The organism is Microcystis sp. M53602_WE12, from assembly GCF_030065455.1.
Classification (GTDB): Bacteria; Cyanobacteriota; Cyanobacteriia; order Cyanobacteriales; family Microcystaceae; genus Microcystis; species Microcystis aeruginosa.
Window position 1 is genome coordinate 1 of sequence record NZ_JASJFB010000253.1, and the last position, 18,356, is coordinate 18,356.

General features: G+C 42.9%; 15 protein-coding genes and 1 rRNA gene. 4 read left to right on the top strand and 12 right to left on the bottom strand.

The window, feature by feature from the left end; genetic code table 11:
* Positions 1–117, top strand: a 5S ribosomal RNA gene (gene rrf, locus PX482_RS09220).
* A gap of 47 nt (positions 118–164) precedes the next feature.
* Here rrf and PX482_RS09225 read toward each other — a convergent pair.
* The 4 genes from PX482_RS09225 to PX482_RS09240 form a co-directional block, all read right to left on the bottom strand.
* Positions 165–2,789, bottom strand: coding sequence for a trans-splicing intein-formed DNA polymerase III subunit alpha N-terminal partner DnaE-N (locus PX482_RS09225; protein WP_002761630.1), 2,625 nt, complete (start codon positions 2,787–2,789; stop codon positions 165–167).
* An 82-nt stretch (positions 2,790–2,871) separates the two neighbouring features.
* The gene (locus PX482_RS09230; protein WP_002761633.1) at positions 2,872–3,702 is read right to left on the bottom strand and encodes an amino acid ABC transporter substrate-binding protein; all 831 of its coding nucleotides are present in this window, start codon (positions 3,700–3,702) and stop codon (positions 2,872–2,874) included.
* A gap of 294 nt (positions 3,703–3,996) precedes the next feature.
* Complete coding sequence (kaiC, locus tag PX482_RS09235) at positions 3,997–5,517, bottom strand: circadian clock protein KaiC (RefSeq protein ID WP_288094714.1); 1,521 nt, start codon at positions 5,515–5,517, stop codon at positions 3,997–3,999.
* A 465-nt stretch (positions 5,518–5,982) separates the two neighbouring features.
* Positions 5,983–6,300, bottom strand: a complete 318-nt coding sequence (locus PX482_RS09240; protein ID WP_288094713.1) for a hypothetical protein — start codon at positions 6,298–6,300, stop codon at positions 5,983–5,985.
* Between the two features lie 16 nt (positions 6,301–6,316).
* Here PX482_RS09240 and PX482_RS09245 point away from each other — a divergent pair, with 16 nt between their 5' ends.
* A complete protein-coding gene (locus PX482_RS09245) occupies positions 6,317–6,466 on the top strand; it encodes a hypothetical protein (RefSeq protein WP_002761639.1) in 150 nt (49 codons plus the stop codon).
* 78 nt (positions 6,467–6,544) lie between these two features.
* Here the strand turns inward: PX482_RS09245 and PX482_RS09250 are convergent, their stop codons facing one another.
* From PX482_RS09250 to PX482_RS09275, 6 genes are all read right to left on the bottom strand, one after another.
* A complete protein-coding gene (locus PX482_RS09250) occupies positions 6,545–7,468 on the bottom strand; it encodes a branched-chain amino acid transaminase (protein WP_288094712.1) in 924 nt (307 codons plus the stop codon).
* Positions 7,469–7,490: 22 nt separating this feature from the next.
* On the bottom strand, positions 7,491–9,251 hold the full coding sequence (locus tag PX482_RS09255; protein ID WP_002761648.1) for a M61 family metallopeptidase: 1,761 nt from the start codon (positions 9,249–9,251) through the stop codon (positions 7,491–7,493).
* Between the two features lie 452 nt (positions 9,252–9,703).
* Positions 9,704–12,154 (bottom strand): transglycosylase domain-containing protein, encoded by a 2,451-nt coding sequence (locus PX482_RS09260; protein ID WP_288122350.1) that lies wholly within the window; start codon positions 12,152–12,154, stop codon positions 9,704–9,706.
* Positions 12,155–12,455: 301 nt separating this feature from the next.
* The gene (mreD, locus tag PX482_RS09265; protein ID WP_288094516.1) at positions 12,456–13,037 is read right to left on the bottom strand and encodes a rod shape-determining protein MreD; all 582 of its coding nucleotides are present in this window, start codon (positions 13,035–13,037) and stop codon (positions 12,456–12,458) included.
* Positions 13,004–13,753 (bottom strand): rod shape-determining protein MreC, encoded by a 750-nt coding sequence (mreC, locus tag PX482_RS09270; RefSeq protein ID WP_288122351.1) that lies wholly within the window; start codon positions 13,751–13,753, stop codon positions 13,004–13,006. The genes mreD and mreC overlap by 34 nt, the downstream gene beginning before the upstream one ends.
* 90 nt (positions 13,754–13,843) lie before the next feature.
* Positions 13,844–14,884: a rod shape-determining protein gene (locus PX482_RS09275; protein WP_288094609.1), complete on the bottom strand. Its 1,041-nt coding sequence runs from the start codon at positions 14,882–14,884 to the stop codon at positions 13,844–13,846.
* A gap of 223 nt (positions 14,885–15,107) precedes the next feature.
* Here PX482_RS09275 and PX482_RS09280 point away from each other — a divergent pair, with 223 nt between their 5' ends.
* Positions 15,108–15,458: a single-stranded DNA-binding protein gene (locus tag PX482_RS09280; RefSeq protein ID WP_002761658.1), complete on the top strand. Its 351-nt coding sequence runs from the start codon at positions 15,108–15,110 to the stop codon at positions 15,456–15,458.
* Positions 15,459–15,471: 13 nt separating this feature from the next.
* Here PX482_RS09280 and PX482_RS09285 read toward each other — a convergent pair whose 3' ends face one another.
* Together PX482_RS09285 and PX482_RS09290 are read right to left on the bottom strand one after the other, a co-directional pair.
* Positions 15,472–15,594, bottom strand: a complete 123-nt coding sequence (locus tag PX482_RS09285; protein ID WP_288023726.1) for a hypothetical protein — start codon at positions 15,592–15,594, stop codon at positions 15,472–15,474.
* 149 nt (positions 15,595–15,743) lie between these two features.
* Entirely contained in the window at positions 15,744–16,544 is an 801-nt protein-coding gene (locus PX482_RS09290; RefSeq protein WP_288023720.1) for an aminotransferase class IV, read from the bottom strand.
* 29 nt (positions 16,545–16,573) lie between these two features.
* Here PX482_RS09290 and PX482_RS09295 point away from each other — a divergent pair, with 29 nt between their 5' ends.
* Positions 16,574–18,199 (top strand): ArnT family glycosyltransferase, encoded by a 1,626-nt coding sequence (locus tag PX482_RS09295; RefSeq protein WP_288023717.1) that lies wholly within the window; start codon positions 16,574–16,576, stop codon positions 18,197–18,199.
* Positions 18,200–18,356: the final 157 nt, after the last annotated feature.

Below are 18,356 nucleotides of genomic sequence, written 5' to 3' on the forward strand. Positions count from 1 at the left end.
CTGGTGTCTTTAACGTGATGGCACCACTCCGATTCCATCCCGAACTCGGTTGTGAAACTTCACCGTGGCCAAGATACTTGTCGGGTTGCCGACCGGGACAATAGCTCGATGCCAGGATTATTCTTTCCTACCCCTCAATCCGACAAGATTGGGGGGTTTGGTTTTTAGGAAAAATCAGAGGATTTTAAATCTAAACCTCGCTCAAATATTGTATCTATGGCTAACATTTCTCCGTCGCTAGTCATAAATTTATGATCTTTGGTTGCTTGGATAGTTTGCCCATTTTCTAGGGTGTATTCAAAGACTTCTTGTAAACCTCGCTCGTGCCATTGAGAGATTGGTTGACTATAAACAAAACCATTTTGGTCAACAGTATAAACAGTGCAGTTAATTTCTTCGCTCACAATTTTAGCAATTGGTAATAATCCGTATTCCTCAGTTAAAATTAACGTCTCACCTCCCAGACAATATTCGGCAAAATTTACCATCTGTTCAAAGAGATTTTCAGCGATTCTTTTTTCCACACCATTTTTAGCAGCACCATCGATAAACATCTCCCTTTGTTTCTGCATTTCGGAGGCTTTTTTCTTACCCATTGCCCGACGCAATAGATCCGCTTCTCCTAGAGAATAACCGGCTAAATCCTGCGCCATTTTCATAATCTGTTCTTGATAGACTAAAACTGCGTAGGTTTCCTTAAGAATTGGTTCCAATAAAGGATGATCATAACGAATGGGTTCTCTACCGTGTTTTCTGCCAATAAAGAGAGGAATTAATCCCGCATCTAAAGGTCCGGGGCGATAGAGTGCTAAGATTGAAGATATGTCCTCAATACCCGATGGTTTTAACTCTTTAACGATCTGTTTCATCCCCGATGATTCTAACTGGAAAATACCTTCTAAATCCCCTTCTTCTAGTAATCCGTGGGTTTTGAGAATATCGGGAGGTAGTTTTTTATGTTCCCCTTTAGCCCGAATTTGCAGGGCTTTTCTTTCATCTAAAGGCAATTGATCAAGATCGATATCTATGCCCTGATTTTGTTTAATTAAATCGGCGGTTTTTTTCAAAGTGGTTAAATTTCTTAACCCTAAAAAGTCCATTTTTAACAATCCCAATGATTCTAAATCCTCCATGAAATATTGGGTAATTACCGCCCCATCATTATTTTTCTGGAGGGGAACCACTTCATCTAAAGGTTGGGAAGAAATGACGACTCCCGCAGCATGAACTCCGAAGGTTTTGTTAGTACCTTCGATACGAATTGCCATATCTAACCAATGACGCACATGGGGTTCCGTATCGTATCTTTCTTTAAACGCTGGTTCGGGAGTTTCATCGGAAATCATCACTTTTAAAGGTGTGGGTTTACCGCGAGAAACGGGAATCATTTTCGCCATTTTATCCGATTCGGCGTAGGGAATATCTAACACCCGCGCCACATCTTTTAAGACAGCTTTTGATGTCATGCGGTTAAAAGTAATGATTTGGGCAACATTAGCCTCCCCGTATTTTTCCGTGACGTATTGGATCATTTCATCCCGTCTCTCGATACAGAAATCCGTATCAATATCAGGCATAGATTTCCGTTCAGGATTGAGAAAACGCTCAAATAATAAACCGTGATGAACGGGATCAATATTGGTTATTTTTAAAGAATATGCTACCAAAGAACCCGCCGCAGAACCGCGTCCTGGACCGACGGGAATATCATGATCTCTAGCATATTTTATATAGTCCCAAACGACGAGAAAATAGGTAGAAAATCCCATTTTCTGTAGCATTTTTAATTCGTATTCAAGCCTTTCTTTGTAAACAGGCTCAATCTCGTGACGAGAAGGACATTTTAATCTTTCTAGTAATCCTAACCAAGCAATTTCTTCTACATAACTATCAGCAGTATGTCCCGCAGGAACTGGATAATTAGGCAGTCTTGGTTCATTAAATATGTTATAAGGTTCGACTTTTTCTGCTACTTCTAAGGTGTTATTAATCGCTTCTTCAATCACATCTTCGGGCAGATGATCACGGAAAAGTAAACGCATTTCATCAGCAGATTTTAAGTATTCTGTACCGCTATAACGGAGGCGTTTGTCTTCAGTAATTAACTTGGCAGTTTGAATACAAAGCAAGGCATCGTGGGCCTCTACATCGTAACAGGAAATAAAGTGAGAATCGTTAGTAGCAACTACTTTAATTCCTAACTCTTTAGCAATTTTAACTATTTCTACATTGACAATCCGATCTTCTTTAGAACCGTGGTCTTGAATTTCTAAATAAAAATCATCACCAAAAAGTTTTTTATACCATTTAGCCGTTTCCTTAGCAAGTTTTCTATTATTAGCTAAAATCGCTTGGGGAATCTCTCCACCCAAGCAAGCACTGGTAACTATCAATCCTTCGTGGTATTGTTGGAGTAACTCTTTATTGATACAAGGACGAGCAAAAATACCTTTACCTTGAATACCTTTCAGATTAGAAATAGTTGTTAATTTAACTAGATTTTTATAGCCTTGGGTATTTTTGGCTAAAACAACTTGATGATATTTTCGGTGGCGAAGATTGACTTCAATATCGCCATTGACTATATACATTTCGTTGCCAATAATTGGTTTTATTCCCTTATTACGGCAGGTTTTAATTAATTCGATCGCACCATACATGACTCCATGATCGGTTAAAGCGATCGCTGGTTGTCCTAATTCAATCGCTCGATCAATTAGTGCCGGTAATTGGGAAGCACCATCAAGTAAGCTATAATCACTGTGAATATGTAAACCGACAAAAGACATAATTTTTCAGAAAAAAGTGACAAGGAAAAAGAAAAAAAACAGAATTTACTTACTTTTAATTTTCAGCAATTACAGTCTATTTTTAGGGTTGATTGAGAATCCTATAGGGGAAAGAACTTTCTTCTAAATTAAACCATTGTTCTCGCAGTTTCTGGTTATCATTGCTGCCGACGACAGTATCAACAAATTTTTTCCATTCGGGATCGTTTTTGGGTAAAATACAGCCATAAAGTTCGGTGGTAATCGGTTGACTGGGTAGTAGCACAAATTGTCGCGGATCCTGTCCTTGTTTAACGAGTTCCCCCAGTAGAAGAATTCCATCACTAACCACTGCGTTTACTTCTCCCCTTTGTAATTTTGCCACTGCCTCACTTCGATCGCTGACAGCTTGCCAATTAGCCAGAGGATAGATATAACGAATAATACTATCGGTGGTGGTGTGGGGAATATAGGCGATCGCAACTGCCGCTAAAGTGTTATTAATATCTATTTTATCAACATTTTCCCTTTTAGTTAGAAATTGCGCTCCTGTCATAAAATAGGGAATAGAAAAATTAACCTTTTCTAGTCTTTCTTCCGTAATTGTTGCCGCATTACAGGATAAATCTACTTGTCCCTGTTCCACTTGCTGAAAACGATTATTAGTCGTCGCTTCTATAAAGGTTATTGTAATCGGTTTACCTAATTCTTGTGCTAATCGACGTTGGACTAAGCGCATTAATTCCACTCCGTAACCTGTCCATTGTCCCGTTTTATCATCGATATAACTAAAGGGAGTAGCATCTTTTCTGGCTGCCGCTTTTAATTCTCCCGTGCGAGCAATTCTTTGTAAAACTGTTTCTGCCAAGGCTGATAAATGTAGATTATTTATCAGTAAAAGACCTAGAAAAATCAACCAAAAGTTTTTAGACATATCAAGAAAGCAAGAAGGAGATAGGGAGAAAAAAGCTAACGGCCGATGTGCGATTAGCAAATGCTGCTATATTTTAACTAGAGCTTGCTGAATAAATCTAAAAACCTTGTTGGATAAGACTTTTAGACCTTTTTAAAATCCAAAAGTGCCTCGTCTGGGAGTGATCAGGGGGAAAATCCCTGGACTTTTTCCCTGAAAATTAGGTAATTGAACAGATGAAAATCGGTAAAACCCTACACCCCACACCCCACACCCTACACCCTACCCCCACCGAAAAACTTTTTGCCGCAAACCCTAACTACGATCCTCGAATAATCCACTCAAACGTTCTACTTCTGTTTGTGCTGTGTACATAGGAGTTCCAGCCAGAATTCCGGTAACATTGCGGAAAGGTTGACCGATGTGCATACCTTGATGATCGATCGAAAACTCACGAATATCCTTATCGTGCATAGAACCGCGCATTTTTAAAACAGTGATACCGCGGCGCATTTCTCCATACATTTCCACATAACGCAGCAGAATAATTGAATCGGTAATTGTAGAAATATGCGCTTCTGTGATCGAGGAACCTCCTAATAAAGTGGGAGTGGTGGAAGTAAATAATCCTCCCACCTCTTTTTGCTTAATAAAAGAAGTCAAACCGATAATAAATTCCCGAAATCCTTTCAGATTAGAAACCCTTTCTAAAGCAGATAAACTATCTACTGCCACTCGATTAGGTTGAAACTCCTCGATAATTTCCTTCATCATAATTAAATGATTTTCTAAACCCGTAGTTTCGGGATAACGGCAGACTACCTTTAATTTACCTTCCTTTTCCATGCGGTCATAATCCACACCCCAACCGGTAGCATTTCTAAATAACTGTTCTCGACTTTCCTCGAAGGCAAAAATTAAACATCTTTCCCCATTGGTTACTCCCCCAGCCATAAATTCTGTCACCATCAGGGTTTTTCCTGTTCCTGTGGCTCCCGAAACCAAAATAACCGAATCGCGGAAGAAACCACCCCCACAGATTCTATCGAGTTCCAAGCTGCCAGAAGTAATGCGAATATTAGAGGATTTTTGTTCTAATTCAATGGCTGATAAAGGAATAATCACAGCCCCTTTATTGGGAATAATTGTAAAAGGAAATTCTCCTTTTTGGTGATCGGTTCCCCGATATTTTAAAATTTCGATCGTCCTTCTTCTTTTCTCATCGGTTAAAACGTTGCGTAAAATCACCACATTATCGGCCACAAACTCCTCCACCCCATAACGACTGATTTCGCCGTATTCTTGGGTTCTTTCTGCGGTCATAATCGCTGTTACTTCCAATTCTCGCAAAGCGGTTGCCAGACGAAAAAGATCACTTCTCACTTGAGCGCTATCACTTAAATGGCTGAAAATTGCGCCTAAAGAATCCATAGACACCCGTTTGGCTTTATTTTTGCGGATAGCAAACTCAATGCGAGCGATTAATGCGCCTAGGTCGTATTCTCCCGTCACCATCGGCTTTTCTTCCGGTTGGGGGGAAGCATCGACAAAGGCCCATTGACGATTCTCCTCCCACTGCCGGATATTCCAACCAAAACCACCCATATTTTTTCTTAGTGCTTGGGGTGGCTCCTCGAAGGTGACAAAAACGCCATTTTCTCCATTTTTGATGCCTTCTGCGAGAAATTGACAGGCAAAAACCGTTTTAGCACTTCCTGCCGTCCCCGCTATCAAAGTTGCTCTTCCTTTCGGTAATCCCCCTTCCGAAAGAAAATCAAAGCCGGGGATTCCTGTTTCTAACTTCTCAATCAACTCTAGGGGATTATTTTGCGTCATTCTAAGTTCTCTATGAAAACGAGCTAATGTTTATTGTACCTATTTCAGTGACCAGCGATACCAGAAATTCATCCCTAGTTGGGGTGTATCAAGAAAATTCAGTGAGCGTTGTTAACTTTTATGACAATATCGACTAGATTATCCACATTATCTGCTGAGAATTTCTCGAATATAAATGATCAATAAATAATCCCAAGAGCTTATTTTTCAAGAAAATATTAAGTAGGCTGTGTTAGCGCAGTAAGGTAGTTAGGGTTATATCCCCGCACAAAATTTACCCAAAACAGGAATAGAAATAAAAATCATCTCATCTAATAAAAACAAGATTACTGCTGTTACTATCGTCCTAATTGCCCAATTTAATCTAATTGCTTTTTGCTCTCTAATTTTAGAGATTATAACTAAAGTTTCTGTTTGTAAATATTGTATTAAAGCCGTTAGATAGTCTTCTTCCTCTGCTTGGTTTCATTCCTCAGCAAGCAATTGTTCTGGTAGGATAATTTCACCACCCACTACTGGGGATAGACCCCATAATCCTAAGCCAATAGTAATAATTGTGAATAAATAAGCCAAAAATTTCAAAAGATAGCAGCTAAGACAAGGATAAATAGACTGGTTACATTCAAGGGAAACTATATAAGCAGGTAAATCTTTGCCAAAATTAACCAAAACACCGCTAATAGTCAGAATCAAAGTAAGTTTTGTATTTAGTTGATTAATACTATCCTTGACAACTTTGATAGAGTTTAAGGTATAATCATAGGTAAGCCGAATATTTGTCATACTTATTTGCTCTACTATGGAACATACAACCGATAATAATCAAAATCAGCAAAAAACCGACAATCAACAAGAAAAAACAGCAACAGGGAAGAAACCCGTGCTGAAGATTGATCCTAAGAGAACTATACCCTACATACAGGAAGGAATCAAACCGAAAAATAGATAAATTCTGTTTATTTCAGGGTTCCTTGAGATGCGTAAAATGATGACGCATCTCAAGGAAAAATCAAGTAAATTTCTCTAACTATAAAGGAACTTGAGTAATCCAATCTTGATACTTTGGTTCCTGATTAAGAACGATAGAACTTAACTTTTCTTTTAACTGATAAGTAATCGGTTTAGCCGCAGGTAAAGAAAAAGTTTCAATCCTTTTAATCGGAGTAATTTTCGCCGCAGTGCCACTTAAAAACACCTCATCAGCGATAAATAACTCCGTCTTATCTACGGGTCTTTCAATAACCGGAATACCCAAATCCCGCGCGATAGTTAAAACACTATCTCTAGTAATACCCTCTAGGATATCTTGGTCAAAACTAGGAGTAATTAGCTGACCATTTCTGATGATAAAAATATTCATTCCCGTCGCTTCACAGACTTTACCCTGAGAATTCATCAAAATTGCCTCATCAAACCCCGATTCTACCGCTTCCGTTTTTGCTAAAGCAGAAGTGATATAAGCGGCGCTAATTTTACCTCGCAACGGGAAACTTCTATCCTCTTGACGATACCAAGAACTAATCCGACAGTTAACCCCATCAGCTGCTAAATAATCATCCATTTCTAGACCATAGACGAGAAAATCCTTCTCGATACCATGCAATCGCGGGGCAATTCCCAACCCCGAACTATAGACAAGGGGACGAATATAAAAAGGTCGATTACACTGATTCTTTTTAACAAAATCGATAATTATTTGATAGATTTTATCGGCAGGAATCTCGTAATTAAGAAACTTAGCACTTTGACTTAAACGCTGACAATGACGTTCTAATCTAAATAATAATATCTGTCCCGGATTGCTAGGGTCAGGAGTACCTCGTAAACCCCCGAAAGCGGCAGTTCCGTAGTGTAGTGCGTGGGTAGCAACGGATAACTTTGCCTCGCTAAAAGGGATAAATTTATTCTCAAAATAGGCGAGAGGAAGGAAAGGAATTTCGGTAATAGACATTTTTTTTTGATTGAACCAAGAACTAAACGGGATTTACCCATGCGGAAAAATTTTGTTTCTGGCTATTAGAAGGATTTTCTACCCTGATAATTTCATAGCGAATCGTCTGCGGGGCAGCCAGTGGAACAGCAAGGGTTCGCAATTCATCGAGATGAAAGACTGTTATCTGAATAATATCACCTGCGCGGTAGTCTTTTAATCTTTCGTTTAACTGTTCCGCCGTCACCCGCAATCCATCGATAGCCAATAACTCATCATCAGCATTAATTCCCGCTTTTTGGCAAGGGGAACCCATCTCGACAAATTTAATTATTTCTTTACCCGCTTCACTCTGTAGCCGCATTCCCAGATAAGGTATCGTCTCCCCATTGTCAACACCCCGCAGATAGAGTCCAAAAGGTTCAAGATATTGATTAAAGGGTAATTCTTCTAAACCGTCGATATAACGGCGGTAGAAGTCGCTTAAATCCACCCCTGCGGCAGATTCGAGAATTGCCTGCAACTCCCCATCGGTATAACCAATCTCCTCTTTACCGAAATGTTGCCACATCGAGCGTAAAACATCATCGAGGGAACGACGGTTATCGGTGTGGGTGCGAATTAGTAAATCGAGAAGCAGCGACAATAATTCCCCCTTGAGATAGTAGGAAATTTGACTATTATCGCTATTGCTATCCCGTCGGTAGAGTTTTATCCAGGCATCGAAACTCGATTCGCCTAGAGGTTGGACAAGACGACCGGGTATATTGAGATAACGGGTGATTTCTTTGCTTAAAAGCTCTAAAAAAGTCTTACTATCGTATATTCCCGCCCGTAGAGGGATTACTATATCGTAATAACTGGTGGTTCCTTCGGCAAACCAGAGGGAAGAAGTATAATTTTCTGCATCATAATCGAAGCTTTCTAAAGCTTTTGGGCGAATACGCTTGATATTCCAGAGATGAAAGAACTCATGGGCGACTAATTGCAGAAAACGATTATATTTATCCTTATCTCGCAATCCCAAACGCGCATAGTTAAGGGTACAGGAATTTTTATGTTCTAGTCCCCCGTAACCAGCCGCCGAAAGATGTAGCAAAAAGAGATAATTATCATAAGGGAGTCCACCGAACATAGCCGACTCGGTTTGAATAATTTTAGTGGTATCGGCGATAATTTGACTAGGATTGGCGTTTCCCCGTCCCCAGATAGCTAATTGATGGGGTTTTCCCTCGACGACAAAATCGTATAACTGATGAATCCCCACCTCCACAGGACTGTCCACTAGGGTATCAAAATCGGGAACGTGAAAGGTGTTTTTCTGTCCGGGTAAAGATTTTAAGGCAGTGGTAACGCGCCAATCGTTATGGGGGGGGATAATTGTCAAGGTGAGGGGATGTTTTTGATAATCGGGGATATAGAAAAATAAAGCAGCCCCGTTGAAGTAACCGTGAGTATCATCGAGATGGTTGGTTCTGACGGTTAAATCGTGGGCAAAAACGCGATATTTGACCGTTATTTCTGAACTATTACCGGTGTCAATCTGCCAGTGATTTTTAGCAACTTTGCGACTGTTGAGGTTAACAGCTTGAATATCTTGGACTAAACGGGAGTATTCCCGCACTAGATAGGAACCGGGAGTCCAAACCGGCATTTTTAGGTTTAAAATCGGAGCTTGCCAACCGGTAATCTGTAGAGTGACTTCAAAGAGGTGTGAAGTCGGTTCCGACATAGCCACTTGATAGCTGAGACTTAAACGAGTTGAAGAGATGGTAGTGGGGGAAATAAAACTGGTCATCGGCATTAAACAAGCTTTTTAGTTATTCTACTAAATCCAGTTATTAAAAACTGATTATTTATTCCCCCTTTTGCATGACTGCCTCTCCTGATATGTAGCCTATAGTCAACGGATTTAGTATTGCTTCCGATTTTATCACTCAATCCAAGCCTTTGGGGGGTAGAACCCCCAAACTCCTAGGGTTGATTGATAGTAGGGTTGATTGATAGTAGGGTTGATTCATGAATCAACCCTACCCAAACCCCCCGTTGGGGTAGGACGGCTGCTGACGCATCTGTAATAATTTAAGAGTCACTCCCCTTGCATGACTGTCTCTCCTGATATGTAGCCTATACTCAACGGATTTAACCCCGTGTGCAACTATATTTTTACTCTTGATTTACAAGGCTTTCAGAAATCAGCAGAGATAAAGTATCCTCTGTAACCCCCGCAAATCCTGCGAGGGTTGTCGTGCCGATTCAGCGTCTTTCTGCCGGGGGTGCAGGAGGAGCCACATCGGGGGGAGGAGTTACCTGTAGGGGAACCGAACGAGTTTCGGGAGCTGCCACAGTGACGGGAACGGTAATCGGTTCGGCTGCCGCGGGGGCCGTATTTTGAGGACTAGGAGCAGCGGCGCTGGTAGGAGCGACGGTAGTACGCCGACGACTAGAACGGCGTTGGCTGGGTTCGCTAGTATTAGAACGAACGATAGTTTGCTCGCGACTTACCCGAACCCGTCGCCGTCTGCGGATGGGTCCTTCGCTGGGGGAACCCTCATCGCTGCTGGCTAAACGATTGTTAGTGGTTTGGGTAAAGTAGGTACGTCGGGGTTTAATTGGTTCCGCTTTTAATGTCACTGGACGTTTGCCTAAATTCGGTTCTGGGAAACCTTGATAGGGAATATCCTTAATTGCTCCTAACATAAATTGTCGCCACATCCAAGCGGACATGGTACTGGCTCCATTGGTGGGTTTATTATTGTCATTACCGAGCCAAATTCCCGTGACTAATTGGGGAATATAACCGACGAACCAAAGGTCGCGAGCCTTGTCAGAAGTGCCGGTTTTTCCTGCCACCGGACGACCAATTTGTGCGGGGGTTCCCGTTCCCGAATTAACCACATCCTGCAGCATCCAAGTCATCGTCGCTGCCGTGTTTTGATTGAGAGCAGTTTTCGGTTTAAAATTGGCTTGATAAATTACTTTACCATTGCGATCGAGTACCTGATTAATACCGTAAACTGGTTGATGCACACCATTATTAGCAAAAGTCCCGTAGGCGCTGGTCAATTCTAAAAGATTGACTTCCGAAGCACCCAAAGCCAAAGAATAAGTGGGTAAAAGTTTCGACTGGATACCCATATCTTGAGCTAATTTAATCACCGGATTCCAACCCACAGCCACTAACACCTGAACTGCCACCACATTCAGGGAAGAAGTCAAAGCATCGCGCATGGACACCTGGCGGCCGCTATACTTATCGCCGTAGTTTTCCGGTTTATAACCATCCACTACATACTGAGCATCTTTATAACTAGAATAGGGGGATTTCCCCGCCGCAATCGCCGCCGCATAGACAAAAGGTTTAAAAGTAGATCCTGGCTGACGTTTTGCCTGTGTCACCCGATTGAATTGATTCTTATCGTGGTCAATTCCCCCGACCATGGCCTTAATTTGCCCATTTTTGGGGTCAATTGCCACTAAAGCTGCCTGTTGGAAGTTCTGCCACCTGCCATAACGAGAAACCGCTCTTTCTACCACTTCCTCCCCTTCCCTTTGCCAACGAGGATTAAGGGTAGTTTTTACCACCAATCCCCCCGCTTCTAGGGTTTTAGCGGGAACCAGTTGCGGCAGTTCTTTTTCCACATAATCGGTAAAATAGGCCGCTTGCCGTTGCAGACGTTTTAGGGGACTGGTTTTCAGACCTAGGGGAGATGCGATCGCCAGTTCTGCTTGAGCGTTAGTAATAAATCCCACCTCGGCCATAGTTTTGAGGACGATATTACGCCGTTCTAGGGCAGATTTAGGGTTTTCGAGGGGAGAATAGAGACTAGGAGCGGGAACAATGCCTGCAAGGGTGGCAGCTTCGGCTAGAGTTAATTTATCGACGGGTTTACTGAAATATAACCAAGCGGCATCGGCAAGACCGTAGGCCCCGGAACCGAGATAAACTAGGTGGAAATAACGCTCTAAAATCTGGTCTTTTGTATATTTATCTTCTATTTTCTGAGCGATACGCATTTCCCGTAATTTGCGATCAAAACTCCTTTCTTGGGATAAAAAGACAATCCGGGCCAATTGTTGGGTGATGGTGCTGCCTCCTTCCACCACTCCCCCGGCTCTCAGGTTAGAAAAGAGAGCGCGAGCAATACCCTGGCCATCCACTCCCCCGTGTTCACGAAAACGGCGGTCTTCACTAGCGATAAAGGCCTCCTGTACCAGTTGGGGAACTTGAGCAATCTTTACGGTTTCGTAGGTACTAGGGCCATTTTGTTTGAGGATTTCCCCATTAGCGGCTTGAATGGTTAGGGTGCCGGGACGAGTATATGTTTGTATATCGGCGATATTTTGCGGTAGAGAGGTTTCAAGGCGATAAATGCCCCAACCTACCCCCAAAAGGCCCCCAGTTACGCCTAATCCCAATCCCAAGTACAAGCCAAAGCGGGGATGTTGTCGCCATTGCGGTAAGGGGGAATTGCCAATCAGGGTAGTAAATTTGTTCTTTAAGGGTTTTAATGTCTCTAGAGCCTTGCTACTGGTTCGGGAGACCAAATTAACCTTTTTTTCTTCGGAAGCGGCTTCTACGGGCTTTTCTGGGGCAACTGGCGCAGATTTGGATTCGATAGGATCGACTTTAGGGGGTTGCTCGGAATTTTCTAATTTATTAGCAAGATTATGAAAAAATTGACTAAGTTTTTGTTTGTATTTCATGTTAATTGAGCGGGTGAGGGTGAGTAATCAGTGAACAGTAATCAGTAATCAGTAATCAGTAATCAGTGAACTGAAAACTCAAATCTGGACTCTTCTCGACTTTGTGTGATAATTTTTGCTTATGGAATCGTGAAATGCTTATCGGGCAAGACTTTTAGTGCTATTTTGACGTTCGGCGATGCTCAGTCGAGCGGCGGAAGAAACTATCAGTATAGACCTCGTTTCCACACAGTGAACTGAAAACTCAAATCTGATCACTGATAACTGATAACTGATAACTGATAACTGAAAAGCTGACTCTTTAAAGATCGCTAAATTGTCGCCACCATTGCTGGAGAGGATAATAGACGAGGGGAGTCCAGAGACTACTAAGCAGAGCAGAAGTGAGGCCAATGCGTTGATAATCCATCCAAAGATCAGCGAGATTTTTGCCTCCTTGTAGATAGTATTGAAAAGCGATCGCACCATCGGCGATTAAAGTCATAACAAAGACAATTAAGACCACGGCGATCAATTCTTCTTTAACATAACGTTGTCGGTGTAAACAGGAAGTGAGGAAGCCGATCAGACCAAAAACCATGATATGGGAAGGATAATTAGAGGTAAGACTATCTTGAATAGCACCGAGCGCTAATCCGGCCACCACACTATCGAGACAAGAGCGATTGAGACTCCAACTAACCAACCAAATCAGTAACCAATTGGGAGCGATGCCTAAAATCTCCATACCGGGCAGCCGCATTAAGGAAAGAAAGGTACAGAGAAGCATCGAAGCGATAGTGACTAAAATATTCAGGATAAAACGATAACGGGCTGATAAACGGCTTAATTTCAGCATAATTCCCCCTCTCACTGCTGGGGTTGCGGGTGAACGAACACCCATTCGAGATTGTCCACGGTGGCGGTAAATTCAATTTTGGCGGTGGGGGCGGGATTTTCCTGTAAATTAAGGGAAATTATGCGACCGATGGGCAACCCCGGCGAAAAAAGACTACTAAAAGCCGAAGTCGTCACCACATCTCCCGGTTTCACATCGGGAGCTTTTTCAAAAAAGCGCAGGGTGGCGACTTGGGAATCCTGACCTTGAATCAAACCCATGGCCCGACTACGATTCACCGTTGCTCCGATGCGACTTTGGGAATTACTGACCAATAAAACTTTGCTGGTGTGGGGAGTAACTTCCGTAATCCGTCCCACTAAACCGCCAATTCCCGTCACCGAAGCACCCACTGGCACACCATCGGCGCTACCCCGACCGATAATCACCTGTTGCCACCAATCATCGGCGCTGCGGCCAATAATTGGGGCAGAAATCAGGGGTTTTTTCTGGGTTTGATAATAACCAAGCTGTTTTTTTAATTGTTGATTTTGATATTCGACTTCACTTAAACGATTTTGTAATTCTCGCACCCGTTGATCGGCCAGAAGTTGCTCTTGCAGATTAGTTTCCTCTCCCTGAAAAGGGCGGGTTAATAAACCATACAATTCTAAAATCGCCCCACTTTGATAGGTACGAATGTACCAAGCTACCCCCAAAGCGGCAGCGAGCAGAAAAATTCGCCATCCCTGCTGTGTCCATTTTCGTCGTGCTGAATACATGAGCGATTTAAAACCTCTTGGCTGTGTAGAGTGAGAATCCGTGTATTTTTCCGCTGCTGATAGCTAACGGCTAACCGATCCTAGTGACCTTTAGACATTGCGAGTTGTTTCATTAACGATCCGCTCAAAGAGTTTCTGATTTTTTAACACTTCTCCCGTGCCTTTGACAACACAGAGCCAGGGCTCTTCAGCGACATGGGTAACGATACCGGTTTCGTGACTGACTAGGCGATCGAGTCCCCGTAATAAAGCACCTCCTCCCGCTAACATGATGCCGCAATCGATAATATCGGCCGCTAATTCGGGGGGAGTTTTTTCTAGGGTACGTTTGATCGCATCAACGATCACGGAAAGTGGCTCATCCATACTTTCCCGCACTTCTTCCGCTTTGATGGTCACGGTGCGGGGTAAACCGGACATAAGATGCAATCCCCGCACTTCCAGAGGAGGAAATTCATCTTCGGGGGAGGGATAAGCGGAACCAAGGCGAATTTTGATATCTTCGGCCGTGCGTTCCCCGATAATCAGGTTATGGACTTTTTTTAGATAAGCGATAATTGCTTCCGTGAGTTCATCCCCGGCCACACGGACGGATTCGCTGATCACTGTCCCATCGAGACTGAGAATCGCCACTTCCGTCGTGCCACCACCGATATCGATGATCATATTTCCCGTCGCTTCCGAGACGGGTAAACCGGCGCCCAAGGCCGCAGCAACCGGTTCATCAATTAACCCCACTTCTCGCGAGCCGGCATTTTTGGCCGCATCCACCACCGCGCGTCTTTCTACTCCGGTAATCCCACTGGGAACACCGATCACCATGCGGGGATTGCCAATCGTGCCATCGAGCGCTCGTTTGATGAATTCCGCTAACATGATCTCGCAACTGTAAAAATCGGCGATTACCCCATCGCGCAGGGGTCGCAGAGCGGTGACATGGACCGGAGTCCGACCGAGCATTTTTTGTGCCTCCTTCCCGACAGCGACCAGGTTACGATCTTGATCGATCGCCACTACCGATGGCTCCTCTAAAACGATGCCTTTCCCTGATACATAAACGAGGGTGTTTGCTGTCCCCAAGTCTATACCTATGTCCCTTGATAAGCCTAGTCTTCTAAAAAAACCCGCCACTTGTTTTCACTCCTGTTCTGATAACAACGTTGCTATAGCTAGACTTTCGATCGAATCGACTTGGATTTTATTAGGTTTTGTTTCGCAAGTCTAGTTAATTATCGCTTCTTTCTCTCCAGATTGACGCAAATCCTGCCCCTAATTTTCTCCCTGGCCACCGGTCAAAGTCAGGGTTTCGGGCTAAAATAAACATACTATTGTACTAAATTGAGGATTTAAGACCATGAGTGTAAATCTGGTTCATTTGGTGGGACGAGCGGGGAGAGATCCGGAAACCAAGTATTTCGAGTCCGGTAAGGTTTTATGTACTTTCACTTTAGCGGTTAATCGTCGCTCTAAAAATAGCGATCAGCCGGATTGGTTCGATCTGGAAATTTGGGGCAAAACGGCGGAAGTGGCCGCTAATTATGTGAAAAAAGGCGGTTTAATCGGGATTAAAGGTTCTTTAAAAATGGATACCTGGAATGACAAAAACACGGGATTAGCTCGCTCTAAACCGGTGATTCTCGTTGATCAATTAGATTTACTCGGTTCTAAACGCGATAGTGAGGCTAATTCCGAGCGAGAATTTTAAAGCTTGAGCGGTATTATTTCCAGATTTTAGGTGTGTTAGCCCCTAGTAACACACCCTTATTTAGGGTTTGCGGCAAAAAGTTTTTCGTGGGGGTAGGGTGTGGGGTGTGGGGTGTAGGGTGTAGGGTTTTACCCATTTTCAGGTGGTAAATTACCTAATTTTCAGGGAAAAAGTCCCTGAATTTTCCCCCCAATCACTCCCATGGTCGGCACTTTTTGAGGGAAAAAAAGTCTAAAAACCTTGTTGGATAAGGTTTTTAGATTTATTCAGCAAACCCTATTTATTCTATAATTGACTGGAAAAATATTGCTGTAAATCTGGTAAAATTTCTCTATAAATAGCTGTATTTATCTCTAGATTCCAGCCAAGAATAGAATTAAAAGGGATAATTTCCACCAGGGAATTACTATAAGCAATCCCTTCTAAAGTCCTGACAAATTCGGGGGTCCAGAGATTTTCTTGCAGGGAAATATTTTGTTTTTTTAACCAGCCGATCAAAGCCGAGCGCCCGATTCCGGGTAAAATATCAGCAGTAAGCAGGGGACTGTACCAACAATTATCTTTCCATCCCCATAAATTGCCCGTGCTAGTTTCTAACCAATTCCCAACTCGATCGACTAATATCGCTTCTTTTGCTCCTTTTTTTTGAGCAGTTTGTGACGCTAACCAAGGGGTTAAATAATTACCAGTTTTATGTTCTCCTAAAACGCGTTGCCAAGCGGGATTATCTATTACCCAGCCAATAATTCCTTGCTCTTGTCTCAGGTTTAAATCTTCGGGGAGAAATCTGCCTTTAATCCACTCCCTACCATCGGGAAAAATTGTGATTCTCAGGACAGGATAGAATAGGGATAATTCTTCGGCTCCTTGGCGAATTCGCTGCCAATCGGGATCAGGCCATTGAAAAACTTGTAAACTAGAGTGCAGACGTTTGAGATGTTCTTGCCAATGGGTCAGGGGATGATCTAAGCTGTGTTGATAGACACGCAGGGTAGTAAATATTGTCGCTCCATAAAGCAGCCCAATATCATCAATACCCAGACTGATTCGCTCATCCTCGATTAATTCGCCATTATACCAATACATAATCAGTTAACTGTTTACTGCCCTAGCTTATGAACCGTCAAAAATTTACTTGGGGATATTCTAGTTATAAATTGCGTCAGAGAGAAAATTTTAAAGAATTTCTGTGTTTACTGGGATTATTAATAGCGGCCTTAATTATCTATCTAGTGGGATTAGGGAATTTACCCTTGCGGGATTGGGATGAGGCAACAATCGCTCAGGTGGCCAAGGAAATTAGCCAAACTCCACTGGAACAATTGCGCTGGTTATTTCCTAGTCTTTGGGGTGATCCCTACCTGAATAAACCGCCGTTGATTCATAGTTTAATTGGTCTAACCTACCATTTCTGGGGTATCAATGAGGCCAATACTAGACTAATTCCCGCTTTTTTTACAGCTTTATCGGTGCCGCTTCTTTATCTTCTCGGTCGAGAAATTTTTCCGGCTCGTTTGCCAGCTTTACTGTCGGCCTTGATTTATTTAACTCTTTTGCCGGTGGTGCGTCATGGCCGTTTAGCCATGTTGGATGGAGCGGTATTATGTTTTGAAATCCTGATGTTTGTTGGTTTACTGCGCTCACGACGCGATTTACGCTGGTCTCTGGGGGCGGGGTTAGGATTTGCCCTCCTTTGTCTGACTAAGGGGATTATGGGGCTATTATTGGCGGGTATCGGCTTGATTTTTCTGCTCTGGGATACCCCCCGGTTATTAACTTCTGCCTATTTTTGGTCGGGTTGGTTATTGGGAGCAACCCCCGCTTTTGCTTGGTATGCCGCCCAATTTTGGCACTACGAGCGGGAATTTCTCGATTCCCTTTTTGTTCAACAGTTAAAGCGAGTTAGTGACGATCTGGACAATCATCGCGGACCGTTTTGGTATTATCTGCTGGAAATTCTTAAATATAGTTGGCCTTGGTTAATTTTCTCGGTTTGGGGTTTACGTTTAGCTCGTCAGGAATATCTCTACAGTTGGGGGAAGTTACTGTTAGTTTGGACGGGTGTTTATCTGTTCGTGGTTTCGGTAATGGCGACGAAGTTGCCTTGGTATATTCTGCCGATATACCCGGCCTTGGCTTTAGCGGCCGGTTATGCCTTGGCGCAAGTGGGTAATCTTCCCATCGATCGCCCCTATCATCCAATCTGGTCAATTATTCTGGGTATTATCGGCGTTGGGGCGGGTTTATTAGCTTTAATAGCCTATTTTCCAGGTAATTTTGCCGCTATTGAACCTCTCCATCCCTTAATTCTTTTAACCTTATTGTCACTGTCCTTGACCATGGTGACAACGGCGATTTTGTTAGCCCGGCGCTCGCAACAATTCAGCGTGGTTTTACTCTGGGGAATGTTGGTTTCTTTGTTTATTTTCGTCAATTCTCCCCTGTGGATCTGGGAATTAAATGAGAATTTCCCCGTCAAACCGGTGGCGAGTTTAGTGGAGAAATATGTGCCGGCCGATCACCCTGTTTATATTGCTTTTGCCTACGAGCGCCCCTCGTTAAATTTTTATAGTGGTCGTCGGGTTTTTCCCCTTGCTGCTGAAGAATTAATCAATCACTGGCAAAGTCACAAGCAACCTTACCTAATTATCGATCGTCAAACCAAAGAAGCTACTGATTTAGAAGGATTAAAGGCGATCGGATCTACGGATTCCGGTTGGTTTTTGGTGACGAAGCAGTAGTGAGGTTAATTTTGTGCGTACTTTCGATAGCAAATTAGCTTCCGCTTTATCTTGCCGATTGCTGACTTGAAATATTACAAAAATTTTACAAGTTGCGTTAAAATCACCCCTAGCGATGAAACGCAGCACTTTTGTAATTGTTTAAACCGAGATTAAT